The 15,192-nt window shown below is 65.8% G+C and carries 14 protein-coding genes; 9 read left to right on the forward strand and 5 right to left on the reverse strand.

Going from position 1 to position 15,192, the window contains the following annotated elements; all coding sequences use genetic code 11:
- Window positions 1-155 precede the first annotated feature (155 nt).
- From HELO_RS12280 to HELO_RS12295, 4 genes are all read left to right on the forward strand, one after another.
- The gene (locus HELO_RS12280) at window positions 156-1,475 is read left to right on the forward strand and encodes an NAD(P)/FAD-dependent oxidoreductase (protein WP_013332990.1); all 1,320 of its coding nucleotides are present in this window, start codon (window positions 156-158) and stop codon (window positions 1,473-1,475) included.
- Window positions 1,472-3,976 carry a nitrite reductase large subunit NirB gene (gene nirB, locus HELO_RS12285; RefSeq protein WP_013332991.1) on the forward strand — a complete coding sequence of 835 codons (2,505 nt, stop codon included), beginning with the start codon at window positions 1,472-1,474 and terminating at the stop codon, window positions 3,974-3,976. The genes HELO_RS12280 and nirB overlap by 4 nt, the downstream gene beginning before the upstream one ends.
- Before the next feature lie 248 nt (window positions 3,977-4,224).
- Window positions 4,225-4,599: a nitrite reductase small subunit NirD gene (nirD, locus tag HELO_RS12290; RefSeq protein ID WP_013332992.1), complete on the forward strand. Its 375-nt coding sequence runs from the start codon at window positions 4,225-4,227 to the stop codon at window positions 4,597-4,599.
- Between the two features lie 290 nt (window positions 4,600-4,889).
- On the forward strand, window positions 4,890-6,302 hold the full coding sequence (locus HELO_RS12295) for a PhoH family protein (protein WP_013332993.1): 1,413 nt from the start codon (window positions 4,890-4,892) through the stop codon (window positions 6,300-6,302).
- Window positions 6,303-6,409: 107 nt separating this feature from the next.
- Here the strand turns inward: HELO_RS12295 and HELO_RS12300 are convergent, their stop codons facing one another.
- The 4 genes from HELO_RS12300 to HELO_RS12315 all read right to left on the reverse strand — a co-directional run bounded on the left by HELO_RS12300 (window position 6,410) and on the right by HELO_RS12315 (window position 9,639).
- Complete coding sequence (locus HELO_RS12300) at window positions 6,410-6,628, reverse strand: hypothetical protein (RefSeq protein WP_013332994.1); 219 nt, start codon at window positions 6,626-6,628, stop codon at window positions 6,410-6,412.
- Window positions 6,629-6,735: 107 nt separating this feature from the next.
- A complete protein-coding gene (locus tag HELO_RS12305; RefSeq protein WP_013332995.1) occupies window positions 6,736-7,401 on the reverse strand; it encodes an alpha/beta hydrolase in 666 nt (221 codons plus the stop codon).
- A 177-nt stretch (window positions 7,402-7,578) separates the two neighbouring features.
- On the reverse strand, window positions 7,579-7,785 hold the full coding sequence (locus HELO_RS12310) for a cold-shock protein (RefSeq protein ID WP_013332996.1): 207 nt from the start codon (window positions 7,783-7,785) through the stop codon (window positions 7,579-7,581).
- Window positions 7,786-7,983: 198 nt separating this feature from the next.
- On the reverse strand, window positions 7,984-9,639 hold the full coding sequence (locus HELO_RS12315; protein ID WP_013332997.1) for a GMC family oxidoreductase: 1,656 nt from the start codon (window positions 9,637-9,639) through the stop codon (window positions 7,984-7,986).
- Window positions 9,640-9,759: 120 nt separating this feature from the next.
- Here HELO_RS12315 and HELO_RS12320 point away from each other — a divergent pair, with 120 nt between their 5' ends.
- Window positions 9,760-11,400 carry an FMN-binding glutamate synthase family protein gene (locus HELO_RS12320; RefSeq protein ID WP_013332998.1) on the forward strand — a complete coding sequence of 547 codons (1,641 nt, stop codon included), beginning with the start codon at window positions 9,760-9,762 and terminating at the stop codon, window positions 11,398-11,400.
- A gap of 128 nt (window positions 11,401-11,528) precedes the next feature.
- Here HELO_RS12320 and HELO_RS12325 read toward each other — a convergent pair whose 3' ends face one another.
- On the reverse strand, window positions 11,529-11,999 hold the full coding sequence (locus HELO_RS12325; RefSeq protein ID WP_013332999.1) for a hypothetical protein: 471 nt from the start codon (window positions 11,997-11,999) through the stop codon (window positions 11,529-11,531).
- A gap of 103 nt (window positions 12,000-12,102) precedes the next feature.
- Here HELO_RS12325 and HELO_RS12330 point away from each other — a divergent pair, with 103 nt between their 5' ends.
- The 4 genes from HELO_RS12330 (at window position 12,103) to HELO_RS12345 (ending at window position 15,144) form a co-directional block, all read left to right on the forward strand.
- The gene (locus tag HELO_RS12330) at window positions 12,103-12,498 is read left to right on the forward strand and encodes a PepSY domain-containing protein (RefSeq protein ID WP_013333000.1); all 396 of its coding nucleotides are present in this window, start codon (window positions 12,103-12,105) and stop codon (window positions 12,496-12,498) included.
- Window positions 12,495-13,166: a winged helix-turn-helix domain-containing protein gene (locus HELO_RS12335; protein WP_013333001.1), complete on the forward strand. Its 672-nt coding sequence runs from the start codon at window positions 12,495-12,497 to the stop codon at window positions 13,164-13,166. The genes HELO_RS12330 and HELO_RS12335 overlap by 4 nt, the downstream gene beginning before the upstream one ends.
- Window positions 13,163-14,512 carry a sensor histidine kinase gene (locus tag HELO_RS12340; protein WP_013333002.1) on the forward strand — a complete coding sequence of 450 codons (1,350 nt, stop codon included), beginning with the start codon at window positions 13,163-13,165 and terminating at the stop codon, window positions 14,510-14,512. Before HELO_RS12335 ends, HELO_RS12340 begins: the two co-directional genes overlap by 4 nt.
- A 104-nt stretch (window positions 14,513-14,616) precedes the next feature.
- Window positions 14,617-15,144, forward strand: coding sequence for an HPP family protein (locus HELO_RS12345; protein WP_013333003.1), 528 nt, complete (start codon window positions 14,617-14,619; stop codon window positions 15,142-15,144).
- Window positions 15,145-15,192: the final 48 nt, after the last annotated feature.

Below are 15,192 nucleotides of genomic sequence, written 5' to 3' on the forward strand. Positions count from 1 at the left end.
CGCTTGAGCGAACAACGCCGATCCGCGAGCTTCTTTGCCCCGGACCGGCACCCGGCGATCAACGGCGATCGCCACGCTTTCGGACAAAGACGTCTCAGCGCCCCCGATGTCGGGGAGCGCAGGGACGTCTTTTTGCGTTTTCAGGAGGTTGCGATATGCGACCCGATGCCACCACAAGCACCGACAACCGGGGCCCCATCGATCATCTGGTGATCGTCGGCAACGGCATGGCCGCCCACCGTCTGGTCGCGACACTCTGCGACAAGCCCCGGGCGCCCCGCCGAATCACCGTCATCGGCGAGGAAACCAGCGACGCCTACAACCGTATCCTGCTGTCACCCTGGCTGGCCGGCGAAATGCAGCGCGATGCCCTGCACCTGCCCGAGCACGCCGCGACCACGCAGACCGGCACACGCATCGAGACCCGGCTGGGCGAGCGCGTCACCGCCATCGACCGCAAGGCACGACGGGTGACCACCGACCGGGGCGCGAGCCTCGACTACGATCGGCTGGTGCTGGCCACCGGCTCGCGTTCCGCCATGCCGCCGGTGCCCGGGATGACCCTCGACGGCGTGCATGGTTTTCGCGATCTGGGCGACGCCGAGGCCCTGGCCCGGGCCGCCCGACACGGTGGCCGCGCCGTGGTCATCGGCGGCGGCCTGCTCGGCCTGGAAGCCGCCGAGGGGCTGCGCAAGCGCGGCATGCGGGTCCGGGTGATCCAGCGCAGTTCCCGCTTGATGAACCGCCAGCTCGACGCCACCGCTGCCGGGCTGCTGCGCGATGAACTCGAGGCGCGAGGCCTGGAAGTGATCACCGAAGGCCACCTGAGCGAGCTGGAAGACAACGGCCAGGGCCGGGTGCGTGCCGTGATTCTCGACGATGGCACCCGGCTGGCCGCCGATCATGTGGTGATCGCCACCGGCATCGCCCCCAATGTCGAACCGGGGCGTGCCGCCGGGCTCGACTGCGACCGCGCCATCCGCGTCGACGAGTGGCTGACCACTTCGGACGCCGCCATTCATGCCCTGGGCGAATGCTGTCAGTTCGGGTCGAGCACCTTCGGGCTGGTGGAACCGATCTGGCAGCAGGTCGAGGTGCTCGCCGCCCGCCTGGCCGGCGAGGCCGGCCCCGGCTATCGCGACCGTCCGACCGCCACCAAGCTCAAGATCAGCGGCGTGTCGCTGTACGCCTTCGGGCCCATCGAGGCCACGCCGGAGCACGACGTGCTCACCTATCACGACCCCGAGCAGGGCGAGTATCGCCGCCTGTTGCTGCGCGACGGCCGCATCGAGGGTGCCGTGCTCTACGGCGATACCGCCATGGGGCCCTGGCTGTTCGACCGTTCCCGGGACGGCATGCGCTTCGGCAGCGCGCGCCGCGCCCTGCTGCTCGGCCAGGTCGATACCGAGACCCTGCTCGACGACCAGGCAAGCGCCCCCCAAGCCACCGACACATTCGACCAGGAGGCCGCATGAAGGCATCGAACTCCGCTCCCCAGGACCTGATCATCGTCGGCAACGGCATGGTCGGCCATCATCTCGTCGAACAGCTCGTCGAACGCGACGCCCATCGGCACTATCGAATCCGGGTGTTCGGCGAAGAGCGCCACCTGGCCTACGACCGGGTGCACCTTTCCGAGTACTTCAGCGGTCGTGACGCCGACGACCTGGCGCTTTCAACCGCCGACTACTACGCCGAGCACGGCATCGAGCTGCACCTGCATGAAGCGGTCACCGACATCGACCGTGACGCCCGCGAACTGGTCACGCCCCAGGGGCGGTATGCGTACGATCGCCTGGTGCTGGCCACCGGCTCCTACCCTTTCGTGCCGCCGATCCCCGGCGGCGACCGGGACGGCTGTCTGGTCTACCGCACCCTGGACGATCTCGACGCCATCCGCGAGGCCGCCCGCTCGGCTACCACCGGCGTGGTGGTCGGTGGCGGCCTGCTGGGCCTGGAAGCCGCCAACGCCCTGCGCGGGCTCGACCTGGACACCGCCGTGGTGGAATTCGCGCCGCGCCTGATGCCCATGCAGGTCGATAACGAAGGCGGCGAGCTGCTGCGCGAGAAGATCGAGGCACTGGGCGTGCAGGTACTGACCGACCGGGCGACCCAGCACATCGAGGATGGCGACACCAGCCGCCACCGCATGGTGTTCCAGGACGACAAGCTGCTGGAGACCGACCTGATCGTCTTCTCGGCGGGCATTCGCCCGAGGGACGAACTGGCCCGCAATGCCGGCCTGGAAATGGGCGAACGCGGCGGCGTGGTCATCGACGATCGCTGCCTGACCAGCGATCCGGCGATTCTCGCCGTCGGCGAGGTCGCACTCTGGCGGGGCAGCATCTTCGGCCTGGTGGCACCGGGTTACCAGATGGCCAAGGCCGCCGCCGACACCCTGAGCGGTGGCGAGCTGACCTTCGAGGGTGCCGACATGAGCACCAAGCTGAAGCTGCTCGGCGTCGATGTCGGCGCCATCGGCGATGCCCACGGCGACCGCTCGCCCGGCGCCCGCCAGTTCCGCTACTGCGACCAGATCAAGCAGGAGTACCGCAAGCTGGTCGTCTCCAGCGACGGCAAGAAGCTGCTCGGCGCCATGCTGGTCGGCGACAACGCCACCTACGACACCCTGATGCAGTACTACGCCAATGGCCTGGAGCTGCCGGAAGATCCCGCCTCGCTGATCCTGCCCAATGTCGAAGGCGCCCCGACCCTGGGCCCCGACGCCCTGCCCGACACCGCCTCGATCTGCTCCTGCCATAACGTCACCAAGGGCGCGATCTGCGAGGCCATCGACGCCGGCTGCAACGACCTCGGTGCGGTCAAGGGTGCCACCAAGGCAAGTACCGGCTGCGGCGGCTGCGCGGCGCTGCTCAAGAGCGTGGTCGACAGCGAACTGGAGGCGCGCGGCGTCGAGGTCGACCAGTCGATCTGCGAGCACTTCGCCCATACCCGCCAGGAGCTCTATTCGATCGTGCGGATCGAAGGCATCAAGACCTTCGGCGAGTTGATCGAAAAGCACGGCCATGGCCTGGGCTGCGACATCTGCAAGCCGGCGGTGGCCTCGATCCTGGCGTCCTGCTTCAACGAACCGATCACCGATGCCGCCCACGTGCCCCTGCAGGACACCAATGACACCTTCATGGCCAACATGCAGAAGAACGGCACCTATTCGGTGGTGCCGCGCGTGCCCGGCGGCGAGATCACGCCCGACAAGCTGATCGTGCTCGGCCAGGTCGGCGAGAAGTACGGCCTGTACACCAAGGTCACCGGCGGCCAGCGCATCGACCTGTTCGGCGCGCGCCTGGAGGATCTGCCCAGTATCTGGGGCGAGCTTCTCGAGGCAGGCTTCGAGACCGGTCACGCCTACGCCAAGTCGTTGCGCACGGTGAAGTCCTGCGTGGGCAGCACCTGGTGCCGCTACGGCGTGCAGGACAGCGTGGGCATGGCGATCCGCCTCGAGAATCGCTACAAGGGGCTGCGTTCGCCGCACAAGCTCAAGTTGGCCGTCTCCGGCTGCACCCGGGAGTGCGCCGAGGCGCAGAGCAAGGATGTCGGCGTGATCGCCACCGAGCACGGCTGGAACCTCTACGTGTGCGGCAACGGCGGCATGCGTCCGCGCCATGCCGAGCTGTTCGCCACCGACCTCGACGACGACACCCTGATCCGTTACATCGACCGCTTCCTGATGTTCTACGTGCGTACCGCCGACCGGCTGCAGCGCACCTCGGTGTGGCGCGAAAACCTCGAAGGCGGGCTCGACTATCTCAAGGAGATCGTGATCGACGACAGCTTGGGGCTCGGCGATGAACTCGAGCGCCAGATGCAGACGGTGATCGACAACTACGAGTGCGAGTGGGCCGGCGCCCTTTCCGACCCCGAGAAACTCAAGCGCTTCCGCAGCTTCGTCAACGACGAGCGGCCGGACCCGGACATCATCGTGACCGAGGAGCGTGGCCAACTCAGACCCGCCTGAACGACGCTTTCGCTACGGTTGGTCCTCATGCCAACGAGGGGCGCCGGGGACAGGTCGAAGAGGAGGTCCTACGCCATGAATGGCGTAGGTAGCGCCCAGGGATGGGTTCACAGCGCCTCCTCGAAGACCTGTCGACGGATCAGCCCCGAGAGAGCAAGTCGCCGCCGGCTCCCTCAGGCCCGCAAGTCCTGGCCACCGGCCTGTCTCCTGAACAACCGGGATTTCCAGAACAACCAAGGAGCTCTCCCATGACCACCGCCACCGCAGAAGACCTGACCACCTCCAACGACTGGCAGTCCCTGTGCACCAGGGACGACCTGGTCGCCCACTCCGGCATCGCCGCCCGTATCGAGACCCGTGACGGCCCCGCCCAGGTGGCGATCTTCTACCTGCCCGGCCATTCCCCGGAACTCTACGCCATCGACCATCACGACCCCTTCTCCGGCGCCAACGTCATCGCCCGGGGCATCGTCGGCGACGTGGTGGGCGAGCCTGTCGTGGCCTCGCCGCTCTACAAGCAGCACTTCAGGTTGCGCGACGGGCAGTGCATCGAAGACGAGCAAGTGAAACTGCGCACCTGGCGCGTCGCCCTGCGCGACGGACACGTTCTCGTGCAAGGCTGACACCGCGGCCTCGCCAACCGGCGGGGCCGTTTCGTTGGCGCTTGCGTGGAGGCCCTCTACTTGCAGACTTGACGATATGGTCCATGCTAAGAAAGTGCTGACGGCAATGCCGACTTTGCACCCTTTGGTAGCATCCAATGTCCAACGCAATAGAAAGGAGGCCAACACACCGTACGATCAGGGAGACACGTCACGCCCTGTCACAGATCTGACATTTTGCGCTGACAGTGTCGACATCGAGGCGTCATGTTGGTGACGCCGATCCGGTGACAATCAGGAGAGCTGCGCCGATGGTACGCATCGACAAGAAAGCCACCCGGCTTTACGTGCTGGACACCAATGTCCTGATCCACGACCCCGCCGCCCTCTACCAGTTCGATGAGCACGAAGTGGTGATCCCGATGACCGTGCTCGAGGAGTTGGACAAGCACAAGAACGGAATCCGCGAGATCGCTCGCACCGCCCGGCAAGTCAGCCGCACCCTGTCGGACCTCACCGCCAACGTCGATATCGACCAGATTCGCGACGGCATCCCCATCCCTCGTCTCATCGGCCCCGAAGGCCGTCTCCGCCTGCTCTGCTACAACGACCTCAAGCCCATCGACCCGCTCGAGGACAGTCCCGACAACCGACTGCTCACCGAAACCTGCCGGCTGCGCGACGAGCGTCCCGACGCCTCGGTCGTGCTGGTCACCAAGGACATCAACCTGAGGGTCAAGGCGGCAGCGCTCGGCGTGCCGGTGGAGGACTACCTCACCGATCGTGCCTTCGACGACAGCGACGCCATGATCAGCGGCGCGCATATCTATCCCGAGGCCGGTCACGACGGCAGCGGCCTGTGGGAAACCCTGCGTGCCGACGTCAAGGTCGACCGTGAAGAAGACCGCGTGGTCTATCGCCTCAACGGCGAGATCCCGGAGGACTGGCACCTGGGCATGCTGGTCTCGGACAACGACAACGGCGCCAGCTTCGAGGCCGTGGTGCGTGAAGTGAGCCCCCGGAGCGCCCAGCTCGAGCTGCTCACGGACTATCGCCACGGCGCCAGCGTGTGGGGCGTCCACGCCCACGACAGCCGCCAGAACTTCACGCTCAACCTGCTGATGGACGACGACATCGACCTGGTCACCATCGCCGGCAGCGCCGGTACCGGCAAGACCTTCATGACGCTCGCCGCCGCCTTCCAGCAGACGCTGGACACCAAGCGCTTCGAGCGAGTGGTGTTCACCCGGGCGCCGATCTCGATGAGCGAGGACATCGGCTACCTGCCCGGCACCGAGGAAGAGAAGATGTCGCCCTGGATGGGTGCCTTTCACGACAACATGGACAACCTGCTGCGCGACGAGCACGACGGCAGCACCACCTGGAACCAGGAGGCCACTCGCCAGTTGCTCGGCTCGAGAGTGCAGATTCGCGCCCCCGGCTTCATGCGCGGCCGTACCCTCAACGACACCTTCCTGATCATCGACGAGGCACAGAACTTCACGCCCAAGCAGCTCAAGTCACTGATCACCCGCGCCGGGCGCAACACCAAGATCGTCTGCCTGGGCAACGTGGGGCAGATCGATACGCCTTATCTCACCGCCAACACCTGCGGCATGGCCGCCGTGGTGCAGCATTTCCGCGACTGGGCCCACGCCGGCCACGTCACCCTGATGAGCGTCGAGCGTTCGCGCCTGGCACTCGCCGGCGAGGAACTGCTCTAGCCGCGATACGGCCATGAGGCCTGCAACGCAAGGGGCCGGCGTCCAGACGCCGGCCCCTCGTTCATCTGACGGGCAACACGATCCCCCGGTGGAGAGGATACTGCGACTCAACCGCCGCGATTCACCGCCTTCTCGATCAACGCCTCGCTGTCGCTGCCCGGCCCTTGTTTCAACACCGTGCAGGCCTCGTGGTAGAGACACACGAAACGCTGACAGGAAGCACAGTGCACCTTGTCGTCGGGATTCTTGACGCTGGGAATCCGCATCAGATGGCTGCCGCAATTCGGACAGGCCACGGGTAAACGTAAATCCTCCGATAACGCCATGTGCGTCTCCTCCATGCCGGTTCACGCTGGTGCCAGTCAAGCAGCCCCATGTCGCCAGGGTCTTCGATAGACCTTACCGGGCCGGGTTGCGTTCGCCAAGTCACCCATCAAGCGAGCCGGGCGGACAGCCAGCGACCGATATCAGCGACCTGTTGCGGGCAGACGGCATGGGCCATGGGGTATTGCCGATACTCGACCGGATATCCCATGTCGCGCAGGCGGTCGTGGGCAGCACGACCCAGCGACTCGGGCACCACGGGATCGAGATTGCCGTGATGCACCTCGATGGGCAGGTCGCGATTGGCCTCGGCGTACTCGAGGCTGTCGGCGGTGGCCAGGTAGGTCGACATGGCCAGTAATCCGCCCAGGCGCTTCGGGAAGCTCAGGGCCGCGTGATAGGCCACCGCACCTCCCTGGGAAAAGCCGGCAACGATGATGCGCTCGGGAGCGATGCCATGCTCGATCTGCTCATCGATCAGACCCTGAAGACGTTCCGCGGACGCCTTGAGCTGGGTCTCGTCGACCTGACGATCCAGGCTCATCTCGGTGATGTCGTACCAGGCGGGCATCACCATGCCACCATTGATGGTGACCGGCAGCCGAGGCGCATGGGGCAGGATGAAGCGCACACTGGCGTCGGCGGGCAATTCAAGGGCCGGCACCAGGGGTTCGAAGTCATGGCCGTCGGCACCCAGGCCATGCAGGATGAAAACGCAGGCATCGGCAACCTTGCCGTTGGCCGGCTCGATGATCAACTCGTCGGGTGCGCTCATGGCGACATCATCTCCACAGACAAAAGCCACACCCTAGCGTAACGGCGCTACCGAATAAATCGCGGCAGGCTCCGGGCGCGGCATTCCTTCCCACAAACGAAAGCGGGGCCCGCTTTCGCGGGCCCCGCCAACCAACCACCCCGAAGGTGGTCTATCCTGCATCAGGACAATCGACGATCAGTCGACAACCTTGATGTTGGACGCCTGCAGGCCTTTCTTGCCCTGGGTGACGTCGAAGGAGACCTTCTGGCCGTCCTGCAGGGACTTGAAGCCTTCAGCCTGAATCTCGGAGAAGTGAGCGAACAGGTCGTCACCGTTGTCGTCCGGAGAGATGAAGCCAAAGCCTTTAGTGTCGTTGAACCACTTGACAGTACCGGTAGCCATTTTTCGAATTCCTCAAATAGCATTGATTTGCCGGGAAATACCCGAGTTGCAGTGGGTAAAACAAGAAACGTTTCACCGGGAAATCGATGCCTGAGCGTTTCGATGACCACTTGCGATGTTCGACTTGCCAACCTACTGCTACCTAGCATGCGCCTGTGCGGGGCGCAGGTCAAACACTATTTGCCATGTATGACGAGATCATGACGTCTCGTCGAGAATCCAGCCCGCCGCCTTCTCGGCGATCATCAGGGTCGGCGCGTTGGTATTGCCGCTGGTGATGGTCGGCATCACGCTGGCGTCCACCACCCTGAGCCCCGAGACGCCACGCACCCTGAGGTGCGAGTCGACCACCGCCGACGGATCATCGACACGCCCCATGGCAGCGGTTCCCACCGGGTGAAAGATGGTCGTGCCGATATCGCCGGCCAGGCGCGCCAGTTCCTCGTCGCTTTGATAGCGCTCGCCCGGCTTGATCTCCTCCGGCCGATACTTGGCGAAGGCCGACTGGGCGACGATACGCCGGGTGACGCGCAGCGAATCCGCCGCGACCCGTCGATCCTGCTCGCTGGCCAGGTAATTCGGCGAAATGAGCGGCGCCAGGGAAGGATCCCGGCCGGCGATGCGCACCTGGCCCCGGCTGGTCGGATTGAGATTGCACACGCTGGCGGTGATCGCCGGGAAGTCGTGCAGCGGTTGCCCGAACGCCTCCAGGCTCAGCGGTTGCACGTGATATTCGAGGTTGGCGTACGGCTGATCGGGATCACTGCGCGTGAAGGCACCGAGCTGGGAGGGCGCCATGCTCATCGGCCCGGAACGCCGCAGCAGGTATTCCAGACCGATGCGCGCCTTGCCGAGCCAGGAACCGGCGCGGGTGTTCAGGGTATCGGCGCCGTCGACGCGATATATCGAACGAAGCTGCAGATGATCCTGCAGGTTCTCGCCCACGCCCGGCAGGTCGGCAATCAGCGGAATGTCGTGCCTGGCGAGCAGTTCGGCCGGGCCGATGCCCGACAATTGCAGCAACTGCGGCGAGCCGATGGCGCCGGCGCACAGCACCACTTCCCGCGCCGCTTCCGCATCGACGATCTCGCCGCCCCGCCGCACACGCACACCGGCGCAACGCGGCCGCTCGGACTCTTCCTCGTCGAATCCCAGGCGCTGCACCTGGCTCGAATGCCACAAAGTCAGGTTGTCGCGCCCCTCGATACCGCGCAGGAAGGCCTTGGCGGTATTCCATCGCCAACCGCCACGCTGGTTGACCTCGAAGTAATCCACGCCCTCGTTGTCGCCGCGATTGAAGTCGTCGATGCGGGGAATCCCGGCCTGCTCGGCGGCCAGGGCAAAGTCGTCGAGCACCGCCCAGTGCAGCCGCTGACGCTCCACCCGCCATTCGCCGCCGTGGCCGTGAAAGTCACGGTGTGCGGCATCGGCGCCGGCCTCGTCATCGAGCCGATGATGATCCTCGTGGCGCATGAAATCGGGCAGGCAGTTCGCCCAGCGCCAGGCATCGTCGCCGGTCACCTCCGCCCAGTGATCGTAATCCCGGGCCTGGCCGCGCATGTAGATCATGCCGTTGATGCTGGAGCAGCCTCCCAGCGTCTTGCCGCGCGGATAGACCAGTCGCCGCCCGTTGAGCCCGGGCGACGGCTCGGTGCGAAAACGCCAGTCGGTACGCGGGTTGTCGATGCAGTAGAGATAACCGACGGGAATGTGAATCCAGGGGTAGGTGTCGCGTCCGCCCGCCTCGATCAACAGCACGCGCCGTTCGCCGTCCTCGGTCAGGCGCTTGGCGAGCAGGCAACCGGCGGTGCCGGCGCCGACGATGATGGTGTCGAAACGATGGCGCTGCGTCATGACTCTGCTCTCCCGACCGGACGATGACTGCCTGACACGCTAGCGCTCGACGGTACTGATTGACAGTCGACCTTCCGCGACATGCAATAGCCGGACCCTCATCGCAAGGAGAGCGTATCCATGTATCGCCTGCCGAGCCGCTACGGCGCCTATGCCATCAGCCTCGCCGGCCTCGTCGTCTGTCTGCTGGGGCTGGCCTTGCTCCATGCCTGGCCCTGGGGGCTCGGTGTTCTGGCCTTCGGCCTGCTGGCCGCCCTGGGTACCCACGACCTGTTCCAGCATCATCACACCGTCAGCCGCAACTACCCGATCCTGGCTCACCTGCGCTACTGGCTGGAGTCCATCGGCCCCGAGATCCGCCAGTATTTCATCCAGTCGGACACCGAAGAACGCCCCTTCTCCCGGGAACAGCGCAGCCTGGTCTATCGACGCGCCAAGAACACCATCGACAAGCAACCGTTCGGCTCCCAGCGCGACATGCAGGCCCCGGGCTATGAATGGATGAATCATTCCCTGGCGCCGACGCGCATCGAGGATCACGACTTCCGGATCGTCATCGGCGCCGACCGGCCCCGCCCCTACTCCGCCAGCGTCTTCAACATCTCGGCGATGAGCTTCGGCGCGCTCTCGGCCAACGCCATCCGCGCCCTGAACGAAGGCGCGCGGGACGGCGGCTTCTATCACGACACCGGCGAAGGCGGCCTGTCGCCCCATCATCGCCAGGGCGGCGACCTCGTCTGGGAACTCGGCTCCGGCTACTTCGGCTGCCGCGACGCCGAGGGTCGCTTCGATCCCGAGCGATTCGCCGAGACCGCCGGGCTCGAGGCGGTGAAGATGATCGAGATCAAGCTTTCCCAGGGCGCCAAACCCGGTCATGGCGGCGTGCTGCCCGGCCCCAAGGTGACGCCCGAGATCGCCGCGACCCGCGGCGTGCCGGAAGGTCTCGACGTGATATCGCCGGCGGCCCACAGCGCCTTCAGCACACCGCGCGAGATGATCGCCTTCATCCAGCGGCTACGCGAGCTTTCCGGCGGCAAGCCGGTAGGCATCAAGCTGGCCATCGGCCATCCCTGGGAATGGTTCGCCATGGTCAAGGCCATGCGCGAGGAAGGCGACCATCCGGACTTCGTGGTGGTGGATGGCGGCCAGGGCGGCACCGGCGCCGCGCCGCTGGAATTCGTCAACCGCCTCGGCATGCCGCTCACCGAGGCCCTGTTGCTGGTGCACAACACCCTGGTCGGCGCCGGCCTGCGCGACAAGGTCCGCGTGGGGGCCGCCGGCAAGGTCATCAGCGCCTTCGACATCGCCCGCACCATGGCGCTCGGCGCCGACTGGTGCAACGCTGCGCGGGGTTACATGTTTGCCCTGGGCTGCATCCAGGCCCAGAGCTGCCACACCGACCGCTGTCCGAGCGGCGTAGCGACCCAGAACCCGCAACGCGGCGGCCGACTGGACGTGCCCCTCAAGGCCGAGCGGGTGCGGCACTTCCACGCCAACACTTTGAAGGCACTGGCCGAAATGCTGGCCGCCGCCGGTCTCAATCACCCCGGGGAGCTGGGTCCCGAGCATGTGATTCGCCGGATCTCCCGCCATGAGGTTCGCAATCTCGCCACCCTGTTCGACTTCGTGCCACCAAACGCCTTGCTCTCGGGCGGCGCGGCACAGCATCCGGTCTTTCGCGACTACTGGGAACTGGCCGACCCCGACAGCTTTGCCCCACCAGCCAGCGTATGGCAACTGCGCCAGAGCAAGCTGGTATAGCAACGCCGTCACCGGGCGCGTACTACTTCTGGTGCCGAATACGACGATTGCAGATCATGAAAAAACGGCAGGCGCGATGCCTGCCGTTTTTCTGTGGCGTGCTGCAATAAAGAGCGTCAAGCAACGACTCAGTCGCGCTCCACGCCAAGCACGCCGTCCTGGCCCTGACGCGTGGTGATCTCGAGCTCACGACCGTTCTGACCGCGCCCTTCGATCTCGATGTAGCCCGCTTCATTGATCTGCAGGGTCTCGAACTCCGTCATACCCTCGGCGCTTGCGGCCGCGAGGGCCTGACGCACATCGTCGGCAGTCATGCCCCAGGCACTGGTGACCAGACGCTTGCGCTCTTCGCGCAGAACCTCGTCACTGTTCAGGGCAAGCCAGGCGTCGGCATACCACTCGTCGTCCAGCCAGCCTTCAACCTCGATGGCATCGCGACCCTTGGCCTCGATCTCCTCGATGTGGGTGAAACCGAAGGCCTGGGCCCGCTCGAGTATCGCGTCTACGCGATCCAGGCCGAGGCTACCATCGGCCTGGGCACTTCCGGCGACCAGGGTCAGGGCGGTGGCGGATGCGATCATCAGGGTCTTGAATGTCATGGCAACGTCCTCTCTGTTGGTTCAATCATCGTGACGACAGGGACTTTATATCAGCGCCTACCTTGCCGAGAGCTGACAGCACCGTTCATGCTGCATTCATGTCATGACTGGCAACCTCTGGGCCATGATGATCACGCGCGCGTTTTCCATTGTTCACCAAAACCGAGCGCTTCGCCGCTTGTACCGCACGTCGTGCGGTGCTCTGCTGTGCATCGCATTCTCGACACCCGCCCTCGGCGACGAGCACTGGCAGAGTCTGCACGACGATGTGCGCCGTGGAGAACTGGTCGAACTGCCGGTGATCCTCGACTGGCTACAGGCGCATTACGCCGGCGAGATACTGGAAGTCGAGCTCGAGCGCGACGACGGCTCGCCGACCTACGAGATCGAGATGCTGGGCCCCCAGGGCCAGGTGGTAGAATTCGAGTTCGATGCCGGTAATGGAGAATTGGTCGGCATGGAAGGCGTGAACATCAATGCCATGAGGAAGGCGCAATGAAGGTCTTGCTGGTAGAGGACGATGAGCCGCTCGCCGAGGCGCTGAGCGCAGCACTGGCCGAAGCCGGGGTACTGATCGAGGCAACCGCCAGCGGCACCGAGGCCGACTTCCTGGTACAGACCGAACGCTACGACGCCGTCATCCTCGACCTGGGGCTGCCCGACGGCGACGGTACCCGCTGGCTGGCCCAGTGGCGGGAAGCAGGCATCGATCTGCCCGTGCTGGTGCTCACCGCGCGCGAACGCTGGGCGGACAAGGCCGCCGGTTTCTCCGCCGGCGCCGACGATTATGTCACCAAGCCCTTCGAGACAGCCGAGGTGCTGTTTCGACTGCGAGCCCTGGTGCGCCGCAGCCACGGCCACGCCCATCCGATACTGCGCGTCGGCGACCTGGCCCTGGACACCCACACCGGCAGCGTGACGCTCGCCGGCCGTCCGATCAGCCTGACGTCCCAGGAATCCCGGCTGCTGGCTTACCTGGTGCACACCGCTCCTCGGGTGGTCAGCCGCGCCGAACTCGCCGAGCACGTCTACGATCGCGACCACGAACCGGATTCCAACGTCATCGACGTGCAGATCAGCCGACTGCGCCGCAAGCTCGGTAGCCAACGCATCGAGACGTTGCGTGGCCAGGGATACCGGCTGATCGACCTCGACGAGGCTTCATGAGCCGGCGCTGGCGCGATAGCCTGGCCCGGGCCTCGGTCGCCACTCGCCTGCTGCTGGGCGCACTGCTGCTCATCGGCCTGTTGTTGCCGCTCGCCGGCCTGGGTCTGGCCCATCACTTTCGCGACTCGGTCACCACCGTCTTCGACGAGCGCCTCGAGTCCCTGCTCAATGTGGTAATCGCCGGCGTCCGCTTTGATGAGGTCGAGCAGCGGCTGATCCATGAACGCACCCTGGACGACCCGCGCTTCCGTCAGGTCTTCTCGGGCTGGTACTGGCAGGTCAGTGACGGTGACGCCCGGGTACTGACCTCGCGCTCGCTGTGGGACCAGCGCCTGACGCTCGATGACGCCACCGCGCCCCGCGATATCGTCGGCCCCCGAAACAAGCCGCTGCGCGTGGTTTCGCGAGAGATCCGGCTGGCGTCGCTGAATACCCCGTTGCGGGTCAGCGTGGCCGCCCCTCGCAACACCATCGACCTCGAAGCGTCACGCTTCAATCGACTGCTGGGCTTCTCGCTGGCCGGGCTCGGCCTGCTGATACTGCTCGGCCTGGCGGTGCAGATCCGCTGGGGCCTGGCGCCCCTGCGTCGTCTGCGCGACGATCTCGGTGCCGTGGAGAACGGTGACGCCGAGCGGCTCGGTACCCGGCTGCCCGCCGAACTGGGCCGGCTGGCCGGCGCCATGAACGCCGTCCTCGAGCGTGACCGGCGCCGTCTCGAACGCGCCCGCCACGCCGCCGGCAACCTCGCCCATGCGCTGAAGACCCCGGTCAGCGTGCTGACCACCCTGGCCGATGGCTTTCCCGAGGACTCGCGGCGTCGGCTCAAGGGCGAGTTGACCCGTATCGACGACGCGGTACGCCACCATCTCGCCCGCGCCTCGGCCGCCGGCGACGGCCCCCTGAACCGACCGATTCGCTGCCGCGATACTCTCCAGCCGGTGCTGGAGGGCCTGACACGTCTGGCCGAGCGGCGCGGCCTGCACCTGGAACACGACCTTCCCGAGTCGCTGAGCGTGCGCCTGGACCCGCAGGACCTGCAGGAAGTGGTCGGCAACCTGCTGGACAATGCCCTGCGCTGGGCCGAACAGCGTGTGCGCTTGAGCGGCGACGCCGATGCCAGTGGCGCCTGGCTGCTGGTCGAGGATGATGGCCCCGGCATGAGCGAGGCCGACTGCCAGGCCGCCCTGGCGCGAGGCGCGAAACTCGACGAACAGCGCTCCGGCAGCGGGCTCGGGCTGGCCATCGTCAACGACCTGGTCACCCTATACGATGGCACCCTGACTCTGGAGCGCGCCGCCTGGGGCGGTCTGGCAGCCAGGGTGTGGCTGCCCGCTCATCCCTGGTGAAGGGTCGAGGGCCGCAGCATAAGCACATGACGAATAGTGCTTTGCCATGCGGTATCGCCGCTGGCAGAATCTGCCGCCCTCTCTCGTGAAAATCATTTCTGCAAATGAAATCGTATCTTGCCAAGATGCGTGGATCCCGCGCGTCCCGACGTGATATCGACTGGCACGATGCCGCCTGGTCCTGGCTTGGCGCCTTCGTCGGCATGGGAGCCGTGACCATGCTCGGCGAACGCTGGCTCACCGACCAGCTACTCGTCGTCGGCTCGTTCGGCGCAACCTCCGTGCTTCTGTATGCCGCGCCGGAGAGTCCCTTCGCCCAGCCCCGCAACGTGTTGCTCGGCAGTCTTCTCTCGGCACTGGTCGGCGTCGCCTGCTTCGAGTGGTTCGGCGCCACGGCCCTGGCCGTGGCACTGGCCGTCTCGCTATCGGTCCTGGTGATGCAGCTCACCCACAGCGTGCATCCTCCCGGCGCCGCTGCCGCCTTGATCGCCGTCATCGGCGGCGCAGACGTGCATGCCCTGGGCTGGTGGTTCCCGATCATTCCGATCGCGCTCGGCTGCAGTGTCATGCTCATTGTCGCCATGCTGGTCAACAACCTCGCTCGCCACCGGCGCTATCCCCATTATTGGTAGCGCGGGTGATCGTGAATTCCACGACGCCCCATCGTGATATCCTTTGAC

The sequence above is a fragment of the Halomonas elongata DSM 2581 genome (assembly GCF_000196875.2).
Lineage (GTDB): Bacteria > Pseudomonadota > Gammaproteobacteria > Pseudomonadales > Halomonadaceae > Halomonas > Halomonas elongata.